The sequence below is a fragment of the Rhodococcus sp. H29-C3 genome, from assembly GCF_030063405.1.
Classification (GTDB): Bacteria; Actinomycetota; Actinomycetes; order Mycobacteriales; family Mycobacteriaceae; genus Rhodococcoides.
Genome location: NZ_JASITC010000001.1, coordinates 458,993 through 478,336 on the forward strand (window position 1 = coordinate 458,993; position 19,344 = coordinate 478,336).

At 63.1% G+C, this 19,344-nt stretch carries 21 protein-coding genes and 1 riboswitch; of the genes, 6 read left to right on the forward strand and 15 right to left on the reverse strand.

Annotated elements, in window-relative coordinates; all coding sequences use genetic code 11:
* Window positions 1-20: 20 nt before the first annotated feature.
* The 5 genes from QMK32_RS02270 to thiO form a co-directional block, all read right to left on the reverse strand.
* On the reverse strand, window positions 21-818 hold the full coding sequence (locus QMK32_RS02270; RefSeq protein ID WP_283472725.1) for an ABC transporter permease: 798 nt from the start codon (window positions 816-818) through the stop codon (window positions 21-23).
* The gene (locus QMK32_RS02275) at window positions 818-1,780 is read right to left on the reverse strand and encodes an ABC transporter ATP-binding protein (RefSeq protein ID WP_283472726.1); all 963 of its coding nucleotides are present in this window, start codon (window positions 1,778-1,780) and stop codon (window positions 818-820) included. The genes QMK32_RS02270 and QMK32_RS02275 overlap by 1 nt, the downstream gene beginning before the upstream one ends.
* 83 nt (window positions 1,781-1,863) lie before the next feature.
* A complete protein-coding gene (locus QMK32_RS02280) occupies window positions 1,864-2,616 on the reverse strand; it encodes a thiazole synthase (RefSeq protein ID WP_283472727.1) in 753 nt (250 codons plus the stop codon).
* Window positions 2,609-2,824 (reverse strand): sulfur carrier protein ThiS, encoded by a 216-nt coding sequence (thiS, locus tag QMK32_RS02285; RefSeq protein WP_269304603.1) that lies wholly within the window; start codon window positions 2,822-2,824, stop codon window positions 2,609-2,611. The genes QMK32_RS02280 and thiS overlap by 8 nt, the downstream gene beginning before the upstream one ends.
* Entirely contained in the window at window positions 2,821-3,882 is a 1,062-nt protein-coding gene (gene thiO / locus QMK32_RS02290; RefSeq protein ID WP_283472728.1) for a glycine oxidase ThiO, read from the reverse strand. Before thiO ends, thiS begins: the two co-directional genes overlap by 4 nt.
* Window positions 3,883-3,993, reverse strand: a riboswitch (TPP riboswitch).
* A gap of 25 nt (window positions 3,994-4,018) precedes the next feature.
* Between thiO and thiE the strand changes: the two genes are divergently transcribed.
* Window positions 4,019-4,711: a thiamine phosphate synthase gene (gene thiE / locus QMK32_RS02295; RefSeq protein WP_283472729.1), complete on the forward strand. Its 693-nt coding sequence runs from the start codon at window positions 4,019-4,021 to the stop codon at window positions 4,709-4,711.
* Between the two features lie 28 nt (window positions 4,712-4,739).
* On the opposite strand, the gene QMK32_RS02300 is transcribed toward thiE, so the two are convergent.
* Window positions 4,740-5,579, reverse strand: a complete 840-nt coding sequence (locus QMK32_RS02300) for an NUDIX hydrolase (protein ID WP_283472730.1) — start codon at window positions 5,577-5,579, stop codon at window positions 4,740-4,742.
* 67 nt (window positions 5,580-5,646) lie between these two features.
* On the opposite strand from QMK32_RS02300, the gene QMK32_RS02305 reads away from it, so the two are divergent.
* From QMK32_RS02305 to QMK32_RS02315, 3 genes are read left to right on the forward strand one after another with little or no spacing between them, the layout of a single operon-like run.
* A complete protein-coding gene (locus QMK32_RS02305; RefSeq protein WP_269304598.1) occupies window positions 5,647-6,951 on the forward strand; it encodes a GlnX family signal transduction membrane protein in 1,305 nt (434 codons plus the stop codon).
* An 8-nt stretch (window positions 6,952-6,959) separates the two neighbouring features.
* Window positions 6,960-7,943: a glutamate ABC transporter substrate-binding protein gene (locus QMK32_RS02310; protein WP_442972386.1), complete on the forward strand. Its 984-nt coding sequence runs from the start codon at window positions 6,960-6,962 to the stop codon at window positions 7,941-7,943.
* 2 nt (window positions 7,944-7,945) lie between these two features.
* The gene (locus QMK32_RS02315; RefSeq protein WP_283473153.1) at window positions 7,946-10,258 is read left to right on the forward strand and encodes a serine/threonine-protein kinase; all 2,313 of its coding nucleotides are present in this window, start codon (window positions 7,946-7,948) and stop codon (window positions 10,256-10,258) included.
* Here the strand turns inward: QMK32_RS02315 and QMK32_RS02320 are convergent.
* Window positions 10,247-11,431, reverse strand: coding sequence for an acetate kinase (locus QMK32_RS02320; RefSeq protein ID WP_283472731.1), 1,185 nt, complete (start codon window positions 11,429-11,431; stop codon window positions 10,247-10,249). The two genes, QMK32_RS02315 and QMK32_RS02320, sit on opposite strands and share 12 nt — an antisense overlap.
* Window positions 11,428-13,503: a phosphate acetyltransferase gene (gene pta, locus QMK32_RS02325; protein ID WP_283472732.1), complete on the reverse strand. Its 2,076-nt coding sequence runs from the start codon at window positions 13,501-13,503 to the stop codon at window positions 11,428-11,430. The genes QMK32_RS02320 and pta overlap by 4 nt, the downstream gene beginning before the upstream one ends.
* Window positions 13,504-13,564: 61 nt before the next feature.
* On the opposite strand from pta, the gene QMK32_RS02330 reads away from it, so the two are divergent.
* Entirely contained in the window at window positions 13,565-14,083 is a 519-nt protein-coding gene (locus tag QMK32_RS02330; protein WP_283472733.1) for a nitroreductase family deazaflavin-dependent oxidoreductase, read from the forward strand.
* 94 nt (window positions 14,084-14,177) lie between these two features.
* On the opposite strand, the gene fgd is transcribed toward QMK32_RS02330, so the two are convergent.
* From fgd to QMK32_RS02345, 3 genes are all read right to left on the reverse strand, one after another.
* A complete protein-coding gene (gene fgd, locus QMK32_RS02335) occupies window positions 14,178-15,191 on the reverse strand; it encodes a glucose-6-phosphate dehydrogenase (coenzyme-F420) (protein ID WP_269304591.1) in 1,014 nt (337 codons plus the stop codon).
* Between the two features lie 79 nt (window positions 15,192-15,270).
* Window positions 15,271-15,612: a YidH family protein gene (locus QMK32_RS02340; RefSeq protein WP_283472734.1), complete on the reverse strand. Its 342-nt coding sequence runs from the start codon at window positions 15,610-15,612 to the stop codon at window positions 15,271-15,273.
* A gap of 37 nt (window positions 15,613-15,649) precedes the next feature.
* Window positions 15,650-16,357 (reverse strand): GNAT family N-acetyltransferase, encoded by a 708-nt coding sequence (locus tag QMK32_RS02345; RefSeq protein WP_283472735.1) that lies wholly within the window; start codon window positions 16,355-16,357, stop codon window positions 15,650-15,652.
* A 174-nt stretch (window positions 16,358-16,531) separates the two neighbouring features.
* On the opposite strand from QMK32_RS02345, the gene QMK32_RS02350 reads away from it, so the two are divergent.
* Window positions 16,532-16,738 carry a dodecin gene (locus QMK32_RS02350; RefSeq protein ID WP_283472736.1) on the forward strand — a complete coding sequence of 69 codons (207 nt, stop codon included), beginning with the start codon at window positions 16,532-16,534 and terminating at the stop codon, window positions 16,736-16,738.
* 84 nt (window positions 16,739-16,822) lie between these two features.
* Here the strand turns inward: QMK32_RS02350 and QMK32_RS02355 are convergent, their stop codons facing one another.
* The 4 genes from QMK32_RS02355 to QMK32_RS02370 all read right to left on the reverse strand — a co-directional run bounded on the left by QMK32_RS02355 (window position 16,823) and on the right by QMK32_RS02370 (window position 19,210).
* A complete protein-coding gene (locus tag QMK32_RS02355; protein WP_283472737.1) occupies window positions 16,823-18,100 on the reverse strand; it encodes a hypothetical protein in 1,278 nt (425 codons plus the stop codon).
* Between the two features lie 124 nt (window positions 18,101-18,224).
* Window positions 18,225-18,500 carry an alpha/beta fold hydrolase gene (locus tag QMK32_RS02360; protein ID WP_283472739.1) on the reverse strand — a complete coding sequence of 92 codons (276 nt, stop codon included), beginning with the start codon at window positions 18,498-18,500 and terminating at the stop codon, window positions 18,225-18,227.
* 39 nt (window positions 18,501-18,539) lie between these two features.
* Window positions 18,540-18,863, reverse strand: a complete 324-nt coding sequence (locus QMK32_RS02365) for a DMT family transporter (protein WP_283472742.1) — start codon at window positions 18,861-18,863, stop codon at window positions 18,540-18,542.
* Window positions 18,863-19,210, reverse strand: coding sequence for a DMT family transporter (locus QMK32_RS02370; RefSeq protein ID WP_283472743.1), 348 nt, complete (start codon window positions 19,208-19,210; stop codon window positions 18,863-18,865). The genes QMK32_RS02365 and QMK32_RS02370 overlap by 1 nt, the downstream gene beginning before the upstream one ends.
* Between the last annotated feature and the right edge of the window lie 134 nt (window positions 19,211-19,344).

A 19,344-nucleotide genomic window follows, 5' to 3' on the forward strand; every position in this document is an offset into this window, starting at 1 on the left:
GCACCTTAACTGCACAAAGGTCAGGCGTCTCGGCGATTCGTCACCAACACTGCAGCACCGAAGACGACCGCGGTGAACACGATGAAGTAGATCAGACTACCGATGGGCCCCCAGTGGAAGTCGATGCCGCCGTCCTGACCGAGGAAGTTGCTGGTGTTCGCCCACGGCAGGAACGGTTGAACCGCACGACCGAACGAGCCGAACAATCCGAACAGATTCTCGATGACCAACGGCCACAGCAGCAGTAGTGCGATAGCGCCCGCCGACTGCCGAAGCAGCGCACCGACGCCGACCGCGATGATGACCTGAAGGAACGCCAGAATGGCCGTGCCGTAGATGACGCGCCAGGTGCCGTCGGTGTCGAAGCTCAGCAGTCGCCCGGCGTCGGAACCTGCGGTCGCCTTGGCCAGGTAGAACGCGCCGAGGCCGAGAACCAAGCTGAGCAAGAAGCCGAACACCCCGATCAGCAGGGCCTTCGAGGTCAGTACTGCGGCTCGGTTCGGGATGGCCTGAAAGGTGGTCCTGATGACGCCGAAGCGGTATTCGCTGGTGACCGTCAGTGCCGCCAGAATCATGAGCACCAATGCTCCGAATCCACCGACACCGCTGCCTACTGCCTCGAACGCGGACGGAAAGAACGGTTCGAAGTCGGGCTGATCACCCTGTGCGAGTTGATTGTTGTAAGAATTGACACCCAACTTGGACGTGATGCCGACGATCGCCGCCAAGCCGAGTCCGAGCACGATGATGGCTATCGTGCACCACCACGGTGACTTGGTCGAGGTGATTTTGATTCGTTCCGCTGCCAGGACACCCATCAGAGTGAACCACCCATCGCTTGCTGAATGTTCGGATCTTCGGCACCTTCGCCGTGGAATTGCACGTCGTGTCCTGTGAGCTTCATGAACGCTTCCTCCAACGAGCCACGCTGCGAGGACAACTCGTGCAGCACGATGCCGGCACGGCCTGCGATGTCACCGATCGCATCGGTGGACGAGTCGACAACGACGAGCGAGGGCTGCAGCTCCTCTGCCGAATCCGGTTCGCGCACCGTCAATCCGGCGGAGGTCAACGCACTGCGAAGGGCGTCGAGCTGTGGGCTTCGAACTCGGACCGAGGCCTCGGACGCGTGGTCGATGAAATCCTGGACCGACGAGTCGAAGATCAGCTTTCCGCGACCGATCACCACGAGATTCTCTGCTGTCTGTGCCATTTCGGACAGCAGATGACTCGAGACGAGGACCGTTCTGCCTTCGGCTGCGAGGCGCTGCATGAATTTGCGAATCCAGACAATGCCTTCGGGGTCGAGCCCGTTGACCGGCTCGTCGAACAGAAGGACTTTCGGGTCACCCAGAAGCGCACCGGCAAGGCCGAGTCGCTGTGACATACCGAGCGAGAACCCGCCCGCGTTCTTCTTCGCGACGTCGGTGAGGCCGACGAGCCGAAGCACCTCGTCCACTCGAGACTTCGCGATGTCGTTGGACGCGGCCATCCACTCGAGATGTGCCCGCGCAGACCGGTTGGGATGCACCCACTTCGCATCCAGCAAAGCACCGACCGTCCGGAGCGGTTGCTTGATCTTGTTGTAGGGCTTGCCCTCGATCAGCGCCACCCCACTGGTGGGGCGGTCCAATCCGAGGATCATGCGCATGGTCGTCGACTTGCCCGCACCGTTTGGTCCGAGGAAGCCCGTGACGATGCCGGGCTTCACCGTGAAGGTCAGGTCTTCGACCGCCTTGGTGTTTCCGAACTGTTTGGTCAGTCCTTTGACTTCGATCATGGGACTCACTGTCCACTACCGAACTGCCCCGGCACATCACCCCTGAGTCGCGACCTGAGGTCATCCTTTGGGATGACGTGCAGCTACATCGGTGAACTCGCCTGAGCCCAGAAACGTTTCGGTATCCGGCCGGCCTGGCGGGCCTGGTAACCGGCCACGACGGCATGCTTCATCGCCGACGCCATGAGCGCAGGGTCTTGTGCCCTGGTGACCGCCGTTGCCAGTAGGACGGCGTCGCAGCCGAGTTCCATCGCCAGCGCCGCGTCGCTTGCCGTGCCGATGCCCGCATCGAGGATGACGGGCACGGTCGCTGCGTCGACGATCATCTCGATGTTGTGCGGATTCGAGATGCCGAGGCCGGTTCCGATGGGTGCACCGAGGGGCATGACGGCGACGCAACCGATGTCTTCGAGTCGCTTGGCCAGGACGGGGTCGTCCGTGGTGTAGGGCAGCACGTTGAATCCGTCGTCGACCAGTTGTTCTGCGGCCTTGACCAATTCGATGGCGTCGGGCAGCAGGGTTCGCTCGTCGGCGATGACCTCGAGTTTCACCCAGTCGGTCTCGAGCGCCTCGCGTCCGAGTTGCGCGGTCAGTACTGCCTCGGCGGCACCGCGACATCCGGCGGTGTTGGGCAACGGTGCGATGTTCAGCCGTCGCAACAGGTCGAGGACACCGGTGCCACCCGCGGCGTCGACTCGACGCATCGCCACAGTGGTCAATTCGGTACCGGAGGCCACGAGGGCTTCTTCGAGAACCGCGAGATTGGCCGCTCCACCGGTGCCCATGACGAGCCGCGAGTCGAACGTCCTGTCCGCGATCTTCAGAGAATCAACCACCCTGCACCGCCGTCAGTACGTCGATGGTCCAGCCTTTGCTCACCGTGGTCGAATCCCAACGGCTCTTCGGTAGCACCACGCCGTCGACGGCGACGGCGATTCCCTTCGGTGGCATCGAAAGATGTTCGAGCAGTTGACGCATTGTCATCTCTTCGGTCAGGAGGTGGTCCTCACCGTTGACGGTGACACCTATTGCCAGGGCAGTCATTGTTTCCTATCTGTGGTGAATCGGGCCGGGTCTGCGGCCTTCGCTTCGATGAGTGCGTCGTCTTCCAGTAGTGCAGCGACGGCGTCTGCGGTGATGGGCATCAACAGGATTCCATTGCGGCCGTGGCCCGACGCGACGATGACGCGGTCGGAGATCTTGCCGATGAGTGGCAACCCATCGGGGCTCATCGGGCGCAGGCCTGCTGCGCATTCGTGAAGTTCGTATTCGCCGAGGCCCGGCATCAACCGCTCTGCGTCGGCGATGAGGTCTCGGACGCCTGCCACGGTGACCTGGGTGTCCTGACCCGATTCGTATTGTGTGGCCCCGAGAACCAGTCCGTCTCCGCGCGGCACCAGGTAGATCGCGCGTCCGTGGACGCTGCCGCGGATCGTTCGGGTCGGGGCAGGTGTGGCACTGGGTCTGCGTCGTAGACGAAGTATTTCGCCTTTGACTGCCCGGACCGGTACATCGGCGAGGAGCGCGGAGGTCTGGGCGCCTGCTGCCAGCACGATGCGGTCGGTAGTCAGTGCGTCGAGATCGGTGACGGTGTCGGTGGAGAATTCGACGCCTGCGCTCACCGCTGCGGTGTGCAGTGCTTCGAGCAGCATGCGGTTGTCGATGGCCAGTTCGGTGGGTGCCAACAGCCCGAGGCGAATGTTCTGGGCAAGGGAAGGCTCGAGCTCCCGGATCTGTGCCCGACCGAGGATCTCGAGATCGTGCCCCTGCTTCCCGACCCAATCGGCAATGGTTCGCAGATCGGTTGCGTCGGCTGCATCGAGGGCCACTGTCAGTGATCCGGTGGCGGAGAACACCGACGGGCCAGGGAGCGCTCGTGCAAATTCGGGCCATCTGGCGAGGGAATGAGCGCCGAGTTCGAGCAGTTCGTGTTCGCCAGGCCACCCCTCGGACAGCGGCGCGAGCATTCCCCCGGCCACCCACGATGCACCGGTACCGACCGACGGATCGTGTAGCCGCACGGACCAGCCGTCGCGCGCCGATCGTGCGGCCACTGCGAGGCCGATCACTCCGCCGCCGACCACGGAAAGACTCTTGGGCACTTCTCTCACCACCTCACTCCCTGCGCCGGCATGATCCGGGTCAGGTATTGACGGTAAGGACGGCGTGTCCACTCTCAGCCCCACGTACCTGGGACTCCCGTGTATCGACTCTCGCCAACAGACTACCGTTGCCGGTGTGCAAAGCGATCGGATCATCCGCAACCCGGAAGCGCGTGAGCGTTTGACATCAGCTCGGCTGTATCTGTGCACCGATGCTCGACGCGAACTCGGCGATCTCGCCCAGTTCGCCGAGGCCGCACTGTCCGGTGGCGTCGACGTCATTCAACTTCGCGACAAGAACTCCGAAGGCGAGCGCACGTTCGGCCCGCTCGAAGCCAAGGACGAGTTGGCTGCGCTGGCAATTCTGTCGGCCGCCACCAAACGTCACGGTGCTCTCCTCGCAGTCAACGACCGCGCCGATCTTGCCCTCGCATCGGGCGCCGACGTGCTGCATCTCGGCCAGGGTGATCTTCCGGTCCACTATGCGCGCCAGATCCTCGGCCCCGACGTCGTCATCGGGCGGTCGACACAGAATCGAAGCCAGGCCGCTCTCGCTGCCATCGAGGACGGCGTCGACTATTTCGCTACCGGGCCGATCTGGGCCACACCGACCAAACCGAACCGGAAAGCAGCCGGTCTGGACCTGTTGCGCAGTACCGCGGAATCCGCTCCGACGCGGCCGTGGTTCGCCATCGGCGGGATCGACGCCGAGAACGTCCACGAAGTTCTCGCCGCGGGCGCGGATCGCATCGTCGTCGTACGGGCCATCACCAAAGCTCGAGATCCACAGGCAGCTGCACGGGAGCTCAAGCTCGCGTTGCAGGGCTGACCCGGTAGATCCGAAAATGCACGGCTGGCTAGCCGAGCCATCCCAGCACGGTCGACGGCGATAGCACCTGCACCGACGTCGGGATCCGTTGCTGCAGTCCGCGGTCCGCGGTGACCACAGCAGTGAGTGTCGTCGACGCCTGTGCCTGTGATGCGAGCTCGTCGTCCCCGCTGCCGGCGGCGTGGATCAGGGGGACTCTGATGTCCTCGAACTGCGCTGCTCGTGCTTCACCTTCGAGTACGGCCTCGATCCGGGTGAGCCAGCCGAAGCCGACACCCGGCAGCTCGACGGTTCGCGGAAGGGTGCCCGCCAGCGAGCTCAGCAACTTGCCTGTTGCGCCGCTGCGATCACGCCACCAACCGTCGGGCCTCGAGCCGAGTACGTTCGCGGTGTCCAGCAGAACTCGTAGCGGGCTGATGCGCAGGGAGGCCCAGCTGGCGGCGAATCCCGGATGTAGGGGCAGTTGATCGACCAGGCTCTCCGGAACCCACCGGAGTTCGGTGCTCTCACCGTTTATCGTGGTGTCGAGTTGGGTGGCCGCGTCGGCGACGACGGTCGTGTAGGACCATCCGCTCGCCATCCGTGCCGTCTCGACTTCGCCGCGTACGAAAACGTTGTCGGCACCGATTCCGGCTTCCTCGTCTGCTTCGCGAACAGCGGCGTGCACGTTGGTTTCGTGCGAGTCCTTTGCGCCACCCGGCAACGCCCACGTCCCGCCTTGATGGCTCCAGAGCGCCCGGTGCTGCAGAAGGACCGTCGGCTTACCGTGCGGCGAAGGCGCCCGCAGTAGTAGCCCCGCCGCGCCGTGCTTGCCCCAGTGCCGCGTGCCGTCCTCACCTACAACCCACCCGTCACCGTCGCCACGCATACCGACACCCTAGGTGAACCTTCCGGTAGGCGTACGGACGGTGGCTCCGGCTTATATGCTCGGTACTGTGATTGTGGTCGGCACTACGCCCTCGGCTGCCGTACCTCCTACGACGGCTGCCGTGACGTCGGAGGCCGATTCTCGACGCGAACTGCAGCGTCTGATTCGGTCGACACCGGCGCGCATGATCGCTCTGGGACTGATACTCATCATCGCGTTCGTGGTCACGGGCACCGTTACTTCCATCTCGGTATCCGAGAGAGCTCGGACTCTGGACACTCTTCTCGTTCGGACCGAGCCACTCGCCAACTCGGCACAGAACCTCTACGGCGCACTGTCCGTTGCCGACGCGGCTGCCTCGACTGCCTTCATCGCCGGCGGGTTGGAGCCCAAGGACGTTCGCGATCGATACACCCAGGCGATCGGAAATGCCGGCACCGAATTGATCCGGGCATCCGACGGGCTCGCGGTTTCGGACGACGAAGCGCGGAGGGTTCTCATGGAGATCGGCGCGGGCCTGCCGGTGTATACCGGACTGGTGGAAACCGCTCGTGCCAACAATCGCAGTGGCAATCCCGTCGGTGCGGCGTACCTGGGTGAGGCGTCGACGCAGATGCAGTCCTCGCTGCTGCCCCGTGCCGAACGCCTCTACGCCGAGCAGGCAGCTCGAGTGGCCAACGACCAGGAACGTTTCGTCAATCCACCGTTCGTGTCGATCGGTCTCATCGTGGTGTGCCTGATACTGCTGGTGCTCGCACAGATATACCTCTCTACCCGCACCCGCCGGAAGCTCAACGCGGGATTTCTCGGAGCGTCTTTGGCGATCGCGATCCTGCTCGGGTGGATGTTGGTGGCGGGGCTGATTTCTTCGATAGCCACCGACCGCGCACTGGACCGCGGTGTTGCTCCGTTGCAGAAACTGACCTCAGGTTTCATCCTGGCGCAGCAGGCCCGCGCCGATGAAACACTCAACCTGATCCGACGCGGAAGTACCAGAGAGTTCGACGCGGAGTTCGCGCAGAACACCGACCGCTTGACCGAACTGTTTGCAGACAATGCCGAGATGACCGGCTCGGTCGCCGCGTGGAAGGCCTCGCATGAGCGGATCGACCAGGCACTCGCTGTCGGCGACTTCACTACTGCTGTCACCGTGGCCACCGGTAACGGTGTTCAGGATTCCTCGACCCAATTCCGCTTGCTCGACACGATGCTCGACGACGGAATCGACGACGCACGTGCTGAACTGCGCGGCAACGTTGTTCGCGCCAAGTCGGTCCTGACCGGTCTGGCCTCAGGTGCGATCGTCCTCGCCGTCGCCGCTGCCGCAGCAGTCGGAGCGGGGCTCATTCCGAGGTTGCGTGAGTACCTGTGAAAAGTTCGGTGTCCCTTCGTTTCTCGTTCGCAATCCTCGCTGTCGTCGGTGCACTGATCGCGGGATGCGCAACCGAAGATGCGGTACCGGATGTTCCGGCCGTCAGCTACACCGAACCACCGCTGCCCGACGGCGCAGGCCCCGCTCCCACCGCTTCCGAGCCGTCGATTCCGGATCCCCAGTGCGATCGCCCCACCTCCAGCCTGCGGCCGATACCGCCCGGAGCAGCCGGTGAGAACGCCCCGCCGATGCCGACCGTCGACGCGATCAAAGAACGTGGCCGGTTGATCGTCGGGCTCGATGCCGGTAGCAATCTCTTCAGCTTTCGCGACCCGATGACCGGCAAACTCGTCGGATTCGACGTCGACATCGCGAGGGAGATCTCCCGCGACCTGTTCGGCGATCCGGATCGGGTGGATTTTCGGATAATGTCCTCCGCCGAACGTATCGAGGGACTGCAGGATTCGACGGTCGACATCGTGGTGAAAACCATGACGGTCACCTGTGCCCGCAAAGAGGACGTGTCGTTCTCCACCGTGTACTTCCAAGCGCAGCAACGTGTTCTGGCAGTCAAAGGATCGGGGATCAACGGAGTCGCCGATCTTGCCGACAAGCGAGTATGCGCGGTGGACGGCACGACGTCACTGCGCAGACTGCAGCGCATCGTGCCGACGGCGCAGATCGTCACTGCCTCGATGTGGTCGGATTGCCTTGTCGTGCTGCAGCAACGCCAGGTCGACGCGATCAGCACCGACGACGCAATTCTTGCCGGTCTCGCCTCGCAGGATCCATATCTCGAGATCGTAGGCGCCAGTTTGAGCCCTGAGCCTTATGGTGTCGGAATCAAGAAGGAGAGCGAAGACTTGGTCAGATTCGTCAACGGTACCCTCGAACGGGTTCGCTCGGACGGCACGTGGAATCGGTTGTACAACAAGTGGCTCACGGTGATGGGTACTTCGCCGGGTCCTCCCGCACCTACGTACGTCGACTGATCATGGGCGATCCCGACACACCTACCGGCCCGGCGACGGCGCCGACCGCGGAACCCGATTTCACGGACCGCACCCAGGCCGTCGAGAGACCATCCGCAGCGGACCGGACCCAGGCAGTGGAGCGAACCCCTGCCTCCGTCCGGCGGTCCGATCGGACGTCGGGGCGTGTGCGGTCCGGTCGCACGCGCGGTACCGGGATCAGGCGGCGACTCGGCGCCGGGTTGGTCGAAGTCCCTCGGGTCGATCCGGTGGATCCCGCTACGGCCGTCATGCAAGATCCCACGGTTCCGCAGCGAAAAAGATTCTGTTGGAAATGCAATGCACCAGTCGGCCGAAACGCTGAGGGAGAACCGGACAAGCCGGCCGGAACGTGCGATCGCTGTGGTTCCCACTACGACTTCTCACCACTACTCGAGCCCGGTGATTTGGTGGTCGGGCAGTACGAAGTGCAGGGATGTATCGCGCACGGAGGGCTGGGGTGGGTCTATCTCGCGATCGATCGCAATGTCAGCGATCGATGGGTGGTGCTGAAAGGTTTGCTCCATTCCGGCGACGACGAGGCGCGTGCCGTTGCGGTGGCCGAGCGTCAGTTCCTCGCCGAAGTCGCGCATCCGGGCGTGGTAAAGATCTACAACTTCGTCGAGCAACCGCGCGCCGACGGCACGAATATAGGTTTCATCGTCATGGAATACGTCGGTGGACGCTCGCTCCGAGATATCCTGCCGACGCAGGACGAGCACAAACGCATGCCGGTAGAGCAAGCGATCGCCTACATCCTCGAGGTGCTGCCGGCGATGGCGTATCTGCACTCCATCGGCTTGGTCTACAACGATCTCAAACCCGAGAACATCATGGTGACCGACGATCAGATCAAACTCATCGATCTCGGTGCCGTCTCGGGAATCGAAGACTTCGGATACCTGTACGGCACAGCCGGGTATCAAGCTCCCGAGATCGCCAAGACCGGGCCGACCATCAGCTCGGATATCTACACCGTCGGCCGCACTCTTGCGGTCCTCACGCTGGAGATGCCCTCGAGCGGGGGCAGGTACGAAGCCGGCATTCCTTCCGCCGACGATCACGAGTTGTTGCGCACCTATCCGTCGTTCCATCGATTACTGCAACGTGCCACCAATCCCGATCCTTCACAACGCTTTTCGACAGCAGAGGTACTGGCAAGCCAGGCCACCGGGGTGTTGCGTGAAATTTTGGCGTTGAAGACGGGAACCGAACGACCCGGGCTGTCGACGGCGTTCAGTCCGCCGCGTACCACGTTCGGCACCGAGGAATCGGTGGGCCGAACCGACACGTACGTCGACGGGAAGCTCCGTGGCGAGAAGATCAACGGCCGCGAGATCGTCACAGCGCTGCCCGTGCCGCTGGTCGATCCCGCCGACCCGAGCGCACCTCTGCTCGCCGCGTCCGTGCACAGCGAACCCCAGCAGACACTGGATTCGTTGGCGCATGCACGTCGCAACGGCATCGAGCGCTTCGCCGACGGCTCGTCCGGCGGTCTGGAGATCACGCTCGCCGAGGTCAAAGCACACCTCGACCTCGGCGATGTCGGAGTTGCGAGTTCCGTTCTCGCACAGGTCCGCACCGACGGAAACGATCCCTGGCGGGTCGAGTGGTACGCGGGCCTCATCGGATTGCTTCGTGGCGAATTCGGCTACGCCTCGATGCATTTCGAGAAGGTCCTCGATGCACTCCCGGGGGAGCTCGCGCCCAAGATAGCCCTCGCTGCCACTGCCGAACTCATCAGGGAAGGTACCGAGAAGTTCGACACCGACGAGCGCGAGAAGTGGCGAGCGTGCGCCGAGTCGTACTACCGGGCAGTGTGGCGAACCAACCGTGCGATCGTCAGCTCGGCGTTCGGTCTGGCGCGGCAGATGATGTATCGCGGAGACTTCGAAGGCGCGGTAGCCGCTCTCGACCAGGTACCGATCAGCTCACGCCACTATGCCGTCGCGCGAATGACCAGCGTCCTGGTGATTTTAATGGATCGATCATCGAAAGACCTGGAGGAGAAAGACTTTCGTGAGGCAGCGCGTCGCGTTGCCATGTTGCCGCGTGGGGAGAGCCGTACCCTGCAAATGCGTACGTTGGTGTTGGCGATGGCAGTGGACTGGGTGCGATCCGGGCACGCCGTCGCAGAGGAACGCGAGCCCATCCTCGGCTCTCCGTTCACCGAGTCAGGCCTGCGTACCGGTACCGAAGCGGGTCTACGCGCTCTGGCCCGCAATGCGACCGACCGAGCCCACCGCTATACCCTGGTGGATCTGGCGAACGCCATCAGGCCGCAGTCACTGTTCTGATCGCACCAGCTGAGCCGCCGCCCGCGCGATGGCCAGTTCCTCGTTGGTCGGTACCACCAGTACCGTCACCGCCGACGCATCGGTCGAGATGACCCGAGCCTTCCTGCTGCGTGCCGCATTTCTCTCGCCGTCGATTTCGATACCGAATCCGCCGAGGCCTGCCAGTGCGGACGCACGGACCGCTGCGGCGTTCTCGCCCACCCCAGCAGTGAAGGTGATGGCGTCGAGTCGGCCGAGGTCGAGCATGTAGGCACCGATGTACTTGCGTAGGCGATGGATGTAGACATCGAACGCCAGCGCGGCGTCTGCATCACCGTCGTCGATATGTCGCTGCAGCTGCCGGAAGTCGTTGACACCTGCCAAACCCTTGAGCCCCGACCGTCGGTTGAGCAGTTCGTCGATGGCGTCGACCTCCATGTTCGCGCTGCGCCGCAGATGCATGACGACACCTGGGTCGATATCGCCACTTCGCGTGCCCATTACCAGGCCTTCGAGTGGTGTCAGGCCCATCGACGTGTCGATCGGCGAACCGGCTCGGATCGCCGAAGCGGATGCCCCGTTGCCGAGGTGCAGAACTATCTGATTCAGATCCTCGCGCCCCAAGAACTCCGCCACCTGTTGCGACACGTATTCGTGGGAGGTGCCGTGGAATCCGTATCGACGAATGTCGTGAGCTTTCGCGACGTCACGGTCGATTGCATACGTCGACGCGGCCGCGGGGAGACTATGAAAGAACGCGGTGTCGAACACTGCGACGTGCGGCACGTCCGGCAGTTGCTGCCGTGCAACCTCGATACCTAGCACGTTGGGTGGATTGTGCAGTGGCGCAAGATTGGAAAGATCCGATATCTGCTTCAACACGCCGTCGTCGATGAGGGTTGGCCGGTAGAACACCTCACCGCCGTGCACCACCCGGTGTCCGACGGCCATGACATCGGACCCCAGTTCCACACCCGCGGCAGCGAGCATGTCGAAAGCGATCGCGAGACCGACCCCGTGATCGGCGATCTCCTGCGTCTTCTTCGTTTCCTCATCGAGGTAGTCGAGGGTCACGTGCCCCTCTGGTTCACCGATCTGCTCCACGAGCCCCGACGCGATGGAGACGCCGCTCACCGGGTCGAGAAGTTGGAACTTCACCGAGGACGAGCCCGAGTTGACGACGAGCACACTCATTGTTCGATCTCCTGGGCTTGGATGGCCGTAATGGCAACGGTATTGACGATATCTTCCACCAGCGCACCACGAGAGAGATCGTTCACCGGCTTGCGCAGACCCTGCAGTACCGGCCCGACAGCGATGGCACCCGCACTCCGCTGCACAGCCTTGTACGTGTTGTTCCCGGTATTGAGATCGGGGAAGATGAACACCGTTGCGCGTCCGGCCACCTCGGAATTGGGAAGCTTCGACTTGGCGACCGAGGGTTCGATCGCAGCATCGTATTGAATCGGACCCTCCACCAGCAGTTCCGGGCTCCGTTCGCGGACAAGAGCAGTGGCTGCGCGCACCTTGTCGACTCCCGCGCCGGTGCCGGAATCACCGGTCGAATACGACAGCATCGCCACACGCGGTTCGATACCGAATTGTGCGGACGTCTGCGCCGAGGAAATGGCGATGTCGGCCAACTGCTCGGCCGTCGGGTCGGGAACGATGGCGCAATCACCGTATGCGAGAACTCGATCCGACAAACACATCAGAAAGATCGACGACACCGTGTTCACCCCTTCGGCCGTCCTGATGATCTCGAACGACGGCCTGATCGTATGCGCGGTGGTGTGCGCGGCACCGGACACCATACCGTCGGCAATTCCCTTGTGCACCATCATCGTTCCGAAGTACGAGATATCGGTCATGACTTCGCGGGCACGCTCGATGGTCATGCCCTTGTGTTTGCGTAACTCGGTGTACTCCGCGGCGAACACTTCCGCGTAGTCCGAAGTTGCCGGATCGAGTACCTGCGCGTCGTCGAGTTGGACGCCCAGTTCCGCGGCCCGACGACGGATCGGCCCCTCTTCGCCGAGAAGCGTCAACTGCGCCACCCGCCGCTGCAACAAGCGACCGGCCGCACGCAGAATCCGATCGTCGTTGCCCTCCGGCAACACGATGTGTTTGCGATCGGTACGGGCGCGGTGAATGAGCTGGTACTCGAACATCTGCGGGGTGGTGACCGCAGGGATGGTGAGTTCGAGGCGGTCGAGGAGCACCTTGGCGTCGACCCGCTGTTCCATCAGCGAGATCGCCGTGTCGACCTTGCCCTGCGAACCCACCGCCATACGACCACGGGTATTCGCCGCGGCCGAAGCCGTGTCGAACGTACCCAGTCCGGTCGTCAGAATCGGAAGCCGCGGGCCCAGTCCGGCGACGAGACGCGCGATAGCCGGATGCGGGGAAATGCCGCCGTTCATGATGATGCCCGCGAGCGATGGAAAACCCTCTGCCTCATGCGCATTGACCATGGCCAGAAGAACGTCGGACCGGTCTGCGGGCGCGATCACCACCACACCTTCGCTCAACCGCTCGAGAATATGCTCGGCCGTCATGCCGCCGACCATGACCCGCAACGCTTCACGGCGCAACAGCTCGGGGTCGCCGCTGTACATTTCGCCGTCGATCGCCGTCAGCAATTCCGCCATCGTCGGCGCAACGAGCAATGGAACTTCCGGCAAAGTCCACGCAGGCACACCGAGCGGCTCCAGTGCTGCCGCGATCTCGTCGAGCTTGCCGGGATCACACCGGTTGGCCACAATCGCTGCCAGATGCGCATGGTGCGCGCGGAGTTCGGCCTTGCACAGCTCGGCGTACTGCGCGACTTCCGTGACAGTTCTTCCCGAGCCTCGCAACGCCAACAGCACCGGGGCACCCAGATTGGCGGCGATGCGCGCGTTGTATCCCAGCTCACTCGGGCTACCGACATCGGTGTAGTCGCTGCCGACGATCACCACGGCATCGCACTGTTCGGATACCTCGTGGAACCGCGAAACTATCTCACCGAGCGCCATATCCGGATCGGCATGTACTTCCTCGTATGTGACCCCCAACGACTGCTCATACGTCAGATCCGCGGTGGTGTGATCGATGAGCAGTTCGAGGATGTAGTCGGTCTCGGTGGTGGAACGCGCAATCGGCCGGAACACACCGACCCGCGCCGCCGAAGCACACAACATCTGCAGCACCCCGAGCGCAATCGTCGACTTACCGGTGTCACCCTCGGGTGAGGCGATATAGATGGAGGAAGCAGACTCGGCCATGCCAGCCAGACTAGTCGGTGCTGTATTGACACACTCTTACCCGCAACGGGCATCATGGGTTATGACCGAATCACCATTCCCAGACGTCCGCTGGGGCAGCGAGAGCAGTATGATCCGCAAGCCCGCCATTGCATTCGCGGCAACGAAACCGGGGTCGTGGGTCATCCGACACCTCGCCGGGGTGGACCGCCGGCTCCTCGAACGCACCGACGGCAGGTTCACGATCCTCGGGCCCATCGCCGCACCCGTCGTATTACTGTCCACGACCGGCTGCAAGTCCGGCAAGATTCGAAGCAGCCCACTGCTGTACTACCGGGAAGACGATCGACTCTTCGTTGTCGGCAGCAACTTCGGCCAAGAACATCACCCGGCCTGGACGTCGAACCTTCTGAAAGAACCTCGCGCCACCGTTGCTATCGGCGGCCAGCGGATCCCGGTGACAGCAACACCGGTCACCGGCGCCGAGAAAGTTCGGATCTACGCCGCGTTCGCCGAGATCGCCCGGGCCTACAGCGAGTACCAGACCCGGACCGACCGCGATATGCGGATGTTTGCGTTGTCGGCTGACGCTGCTTCCTGACCGGTGAGCCCCACCCACCGCTTGAATGGTCCATTCATACGATCAGATAGCTTGAAGCGCACATTCAAGCAGTGCACATTCAAGCGGCGGACGGTCAGCCCAGCTTGCGAAGCCTCGGCGCCAGATCCTTTTCGAACAGTTCGAGGAACCGCTTCTGATCGTGTCCGGGCGCATGGAAGACCAAGTGATTGAGGCCTGCGTCGGTGTACTGCTTGACCTGTTCGACTGCGTCGTCCGGGTCGGAGGCGACGATCCAGCGCTTCGCGACCTGCTCGATCGGCAGTTCGTCGGCGGCCTTCTCCATCTCGATCGGATCTTCGATCGAGTGCTTCTGCTCCGGGGTCAGTGACAGCGGCGCCCAGAACCGGCAGTTCTCCAACGCCAGCTCGTGATCGGTGTCGTAGGAAATCTTGATTTCGATCATCTTGTCGATCTCGCCTGCGTCGCGCTCGGCTTTGCCTGCGCCTTCCTCGACGGCCGGGAGCAGCTTGTCGGTGTAGAGCTCCATGCCCTTACCCGAGGTACAGATGAAGCCGTCGCCCGCTCGTCCTGCATATCGCGCTACGACGGGTCCGCCTGCCGCGATGTAGACCGGGATTCCGCCGTCGGGGACGTCGTAGATCGATGCACCCTTGGTGGAGTAGTAGTCGCCTTCGAAGTCGACGCGGTCACCGAGCCACAGTTCACGCATCAGGCGCACCGATTCACGCAGCCGCGCGAACCGTTCTTTGAAGTCCGGCCACTCGCCCTTGTATCCGGTTGCGATCTCGTTGAGCGCTTCGCCGGTACCGACACCGAGCATGATGCGTCCCGGGTAGAGGCAGCCCATGGTCGCGAATGCCTGTGCGATGACCGACGGGTTGTAGCGGAATGTCGGCGTCAGCACCGAGGTGCCGAGCTGGATGGTCTTGGTTCGTTCGCCGACCGCGGTCATCCATGCCAACGAGAACGGTGCGTGTCCGCCTTCGTGGCGCCACGGCTGGAAGTGGTCGCTGACTGTCGCCGAGTCCATGCCGTGTGCCTCGGCGAGAACACCGAGTTCGACGAGATCTCGTGGGCCGAACTGCTCGGCCGACGCCTTGTATCCGAGCTTCAGAGCCTGTGCCACGCGCTACTCCTTCGTTAAATGTCACTAATGCCTCGATTGTGCCCTTCCCGCCGTGGCGACGACCACACCGGTCCTTCTCCTAAGTGATACCGAGCACGGTGACGACTGCGGCGAGGATTGCGATGGCTCCGATTCCGACGGAGAAAATCCACAACTCTGTCGCCTCGGGCATCGGCGCTCCTCGATCGAGGGCATGCTTGACCTGCATCCAGCGTCGCAAGCCGACGAAGGCTGCGGCTCCGCCCATCAGGATCAGCGTCAAGCCGAGACCGGTCCGCACCCATCCGGTACTGAAATCGGGAACCAGATGTACGACGGCGATGCCGCCGGCGAGCAAGCCGAGAGCTGTGCGCATCCACGCGAGGAAGGTGCGTTCGCTGGCCAGGGTGAAGCGCTCGTCCGGGCGGTCGGGTTGGGTCATGCCCCCCATCGTGCCCCAGTCACCTTGTGTTCGAACTCTAGGCAGGCGTGCGCGCCAAGGTCAGCAAAGATTCCTCTCGGAGGACGAACCCGATCGACAGATACAGCCTGATTGCGCCGACGTTCGCCGCCGACGCGTGCAGAAACGGTGTCTCGCCGCGCTCGCGGATGCCGTGCCCGACTGCGCGGACGAGCTGGGTAGCAAGCCCTCGTCCGCGATATGCCGGATCCGTACAGACCGCGCTTATTTCGGTCCATCCCGGTGGATGCATCCGTTCGCCTGCCATGGCGACCAACGCGCCGTTTTCGCGGATGCCCAGGTAGGTGCCGAGCTCGTACGTCCGCGGTAGGAACGGGCCGGGCTGCGTACGGGCGATGAGGTCTTCCATGTCGGGGACGTCGCCGACACCGAGCCGGACAGCTCCCGGCAACGGACGGGTCTCGAGGCCACTGCCGTCGAGCTGCACGATCCCGAACTTGTCGATCAGCTCCCAGCCGTCGGGAAGGGTGTGCCCGGTACCTCGAAGCGATACGACGGCGTGAGGCCCGAACAGCGTCCGGATGTCCTTCCAGTCCTGCTCCTCCATCGGCGACGGGTGTCCGAGGAACGGCGCGACCTCGGGGTCGAATCGCGAGACGCGTCCCAGCGTCTGGGCGAACCGGCGGTGCTTTCCGCGCAGCGACGCGACTACCGGATCGTCGAGAGAGTGCACGCTCTGCGTCTCCTCTACTTCCTGTGAACTCACTCGTTCGCCCTTTCTCCTGGTGCTACGACGGTGCAACGTTTCGACGGGCAGTCTCCATCCCGAAAGCCGAGAAACTCCTTATCGCGCCGGAACGTAATCGGCGGTTTTGGTTTGGAACCGTCGGGCATCGGAGAACATGGGTTCAGGACGTGTTGCCTAGCGAAACGAGAGAACATGAGCGACAACATCTACCGCATGACCGAGATCGTCGGAACCTCGACGGAAAGTTCCGACGACGCCATTCGCAAGGCCATCTCCCGCGCGAACTCCACGTTGAACCATCTCGATTGGTTCGAGGTCGTGGAGACGCGTGGACATATCGAGGACGGCGCAATCGCTCACTTCCAGGTCCTGATCAAGGTCGGCTTCAAGCTCGAATGATCTGACTTGGACCTGGATATCCCCGAGGACGCACACCCAGTGATGCGTCCTCGGGGACTTTCCGGATTCGGCCATCGACAGCGGTCATGACTTCCATCGCTTTGCGTGTTCGGCATGCGTCCGCAGATACGCCCCAGGGACGAAGTGTGTGTCGTAGAAGTCCAAGTCGATGTTCTGAGCCTGCAGATACATCAGTACCTGCACGGTGGGAACCGTGCCGGGCAGCTTCCCGAACGTATCGTAGATGTACGACGCTTCCGCCGTCACGAGTTCCTGCACGGCCTCGGCAGGCAGCGCTGCCGACCGCACTGTCGGGGCGTCGGCCCACGGCCCGGGGGTGTCCGGATGGAAGGGACCACCGGGGCCGTACTTTCGGTCGATGTACCGCGCGACGCCGTCTGCGACGGTCGACACGTGTGGCGGGGACAGCGTCTCGAAGTAGCCGGCCAGGCCCGTGGCGTTCGGGAATGGCCAACGCGGATCGGAATCGGCTCGAAAGCCCAGGCCAGGCGCGCGCGGATCGCCGGATCCGCCCAGTACCGACAGCCGGTCGAGCCCGTCGAACATCCATCCACCCAGGCCGAGCGCTTGGAGCAGCAGTACGCCGTTGTGTGTGGCCGTCGCCAGCTCCGCGCTCGCCTCGGTGAGCGTGTACTGCTCGACGAACGACAGCGGAACCGGATCTTCGTAATGAGCCAGGTGCGAGAACGACTCGAGTCCTGGGATCGGGCGGTCGTTGACGTCGTCGAATACGACGTATCCGTTGGCTGCGAAGAACGACAGGTTCGCGATCAAGTGTTCCGACAGGTCCGCGACCGGAAAGGCGAGAAGGCTACCTGGATGGTTCGCGATCCAGGTGTTGTGGCCTTCTATGTACGGCTCCTCGCGGGGAATCTCGAGCCTGGTGTCGGAGAGCCGGACGTAATGATCGACGGTGTGGTTCAGCCAGTTCTCCAGATCGAATTCGCCTTCCAACGGCGGATGGTCTCGAGTGGGCAGAATGTACGTTCCGGAATCGTCGGTGAAGAACAATTGGCTCGTGTGGAAGCCTGCTGCCGACGGAAACGTCCGTCCAACAGCAGAACCCGAATAGTTGGGAAACTTCGGCGCATATCCCCCGTGCCGGGTGATCCCGTAGTGCCATCCCGTCACCCCGCCGACCACCGAGAGCACCAGCGCCCGCTCGACCTCGGACAGAGGTGTCACGGGATGAGAACTCTTGTACGCCAACGGGCCGTCGGGAATCTCTCCACCGAGGGGAAATCTGCGGGAGCGGCGCCCGGCTATGGCGTCGAGCAGCGGGAAAGAGGCTGCGTCGGCCAGTGCGGCGCGTTGGGAGTCGGTGATGGTCAACCGAGCCATGCCCGGTCCTCCTCTTCGGTCGGTTCCGTTTGTTCGAGTACGAAATTCGCGATCGACGCTGCGGTCCGCCGATGCCCGGTCTCGTTGTGGACGTCGTGGCGAGCCCCGGCGATCTCCCGCAGTGTCAGACTCGGGCAAGCCAAGTCAGTGTCGTTGCGTCGTCGCTTATTTCACGAAGTGAGCCGAAATTTCCGCGATCGCCAGGCGAGAGTCCGTGACCGAGATGATCGAGCGCCCAGAACTCGACTCCGTCCGAACTCAATGAGTCCGCGAGACGGTGGTACAGGCCGGAATGCTCGCCGTACCCGTGCAAAAACACCACCGACACCCGTGGGACCTCCGCAGCCCACTGTCGGTAGTAAATCGGACCCGATACCCCGTCGAAGAATGGCACGTCCACAACTTCATCACTGCCTCATGCGCGCGTCAACGGTTCGGATCAGTGTGCAGCCGATCCGACTTCGATCAGTAGGACGCCACCGATGATGAGCGCAATTCCAGCCGTCATGATCCAGGTGAGAGGTTCCTTGAACAGCAACCGTCCGGCAATGGCCGTCAGCGCAACCCCGCTTGCGGCCCAGACTCCGTACGCGACGCCGATGGCCATTCCCGCGGAGAGGGTCAGGGACAGCAGCACGAATGCGGCGACGTATCCCAGCACAACCGGGATGAGCCACACCTTCACTCGCCCGCCTTCCGACGCTCGTAGTGACAGCGTCGCGGCAACTTCGGTGACGATCGCACCTGCCAACAACCACCACATCAGAGGTCGACCTTGTGTGCTGCACGTCCTGAGCCGACTTCGACGAGAACCACTCCCCCGATGACGAGGACGATGCCGGCGACCATGGTGACGGTCAAGGGTTCACTGAATACGGCAGTGCCGAGTATCGCGGTCAACGCGATTCCAGCTGCCGCCCAGATGCCGTAGGTCTTGCCGATAGGCGCTCCGGTCCGGAGGATCATCGACAGCAGTACGAACGATGCGCCGTATCCGGCCACCACCACCGCATACCAGGCTGGGGCATCGAGTGCTGCCTTCAACGACAGGGACGCCGCGACCTCGGTGGTGATGGCAGCCGCCAACAGCGCCCATACCCGTGTGCTCACTTCGTTGCCTGCATACCGATGATGGTCCCACCCCACCGCCATTACCCCTGACAACCACCTGTGCACATCGGACGGGTGGCCGGTTCCGATGCCTCGGAGAGCCGGAATTTCGGCTATCGGCGCGGTGAATTCAC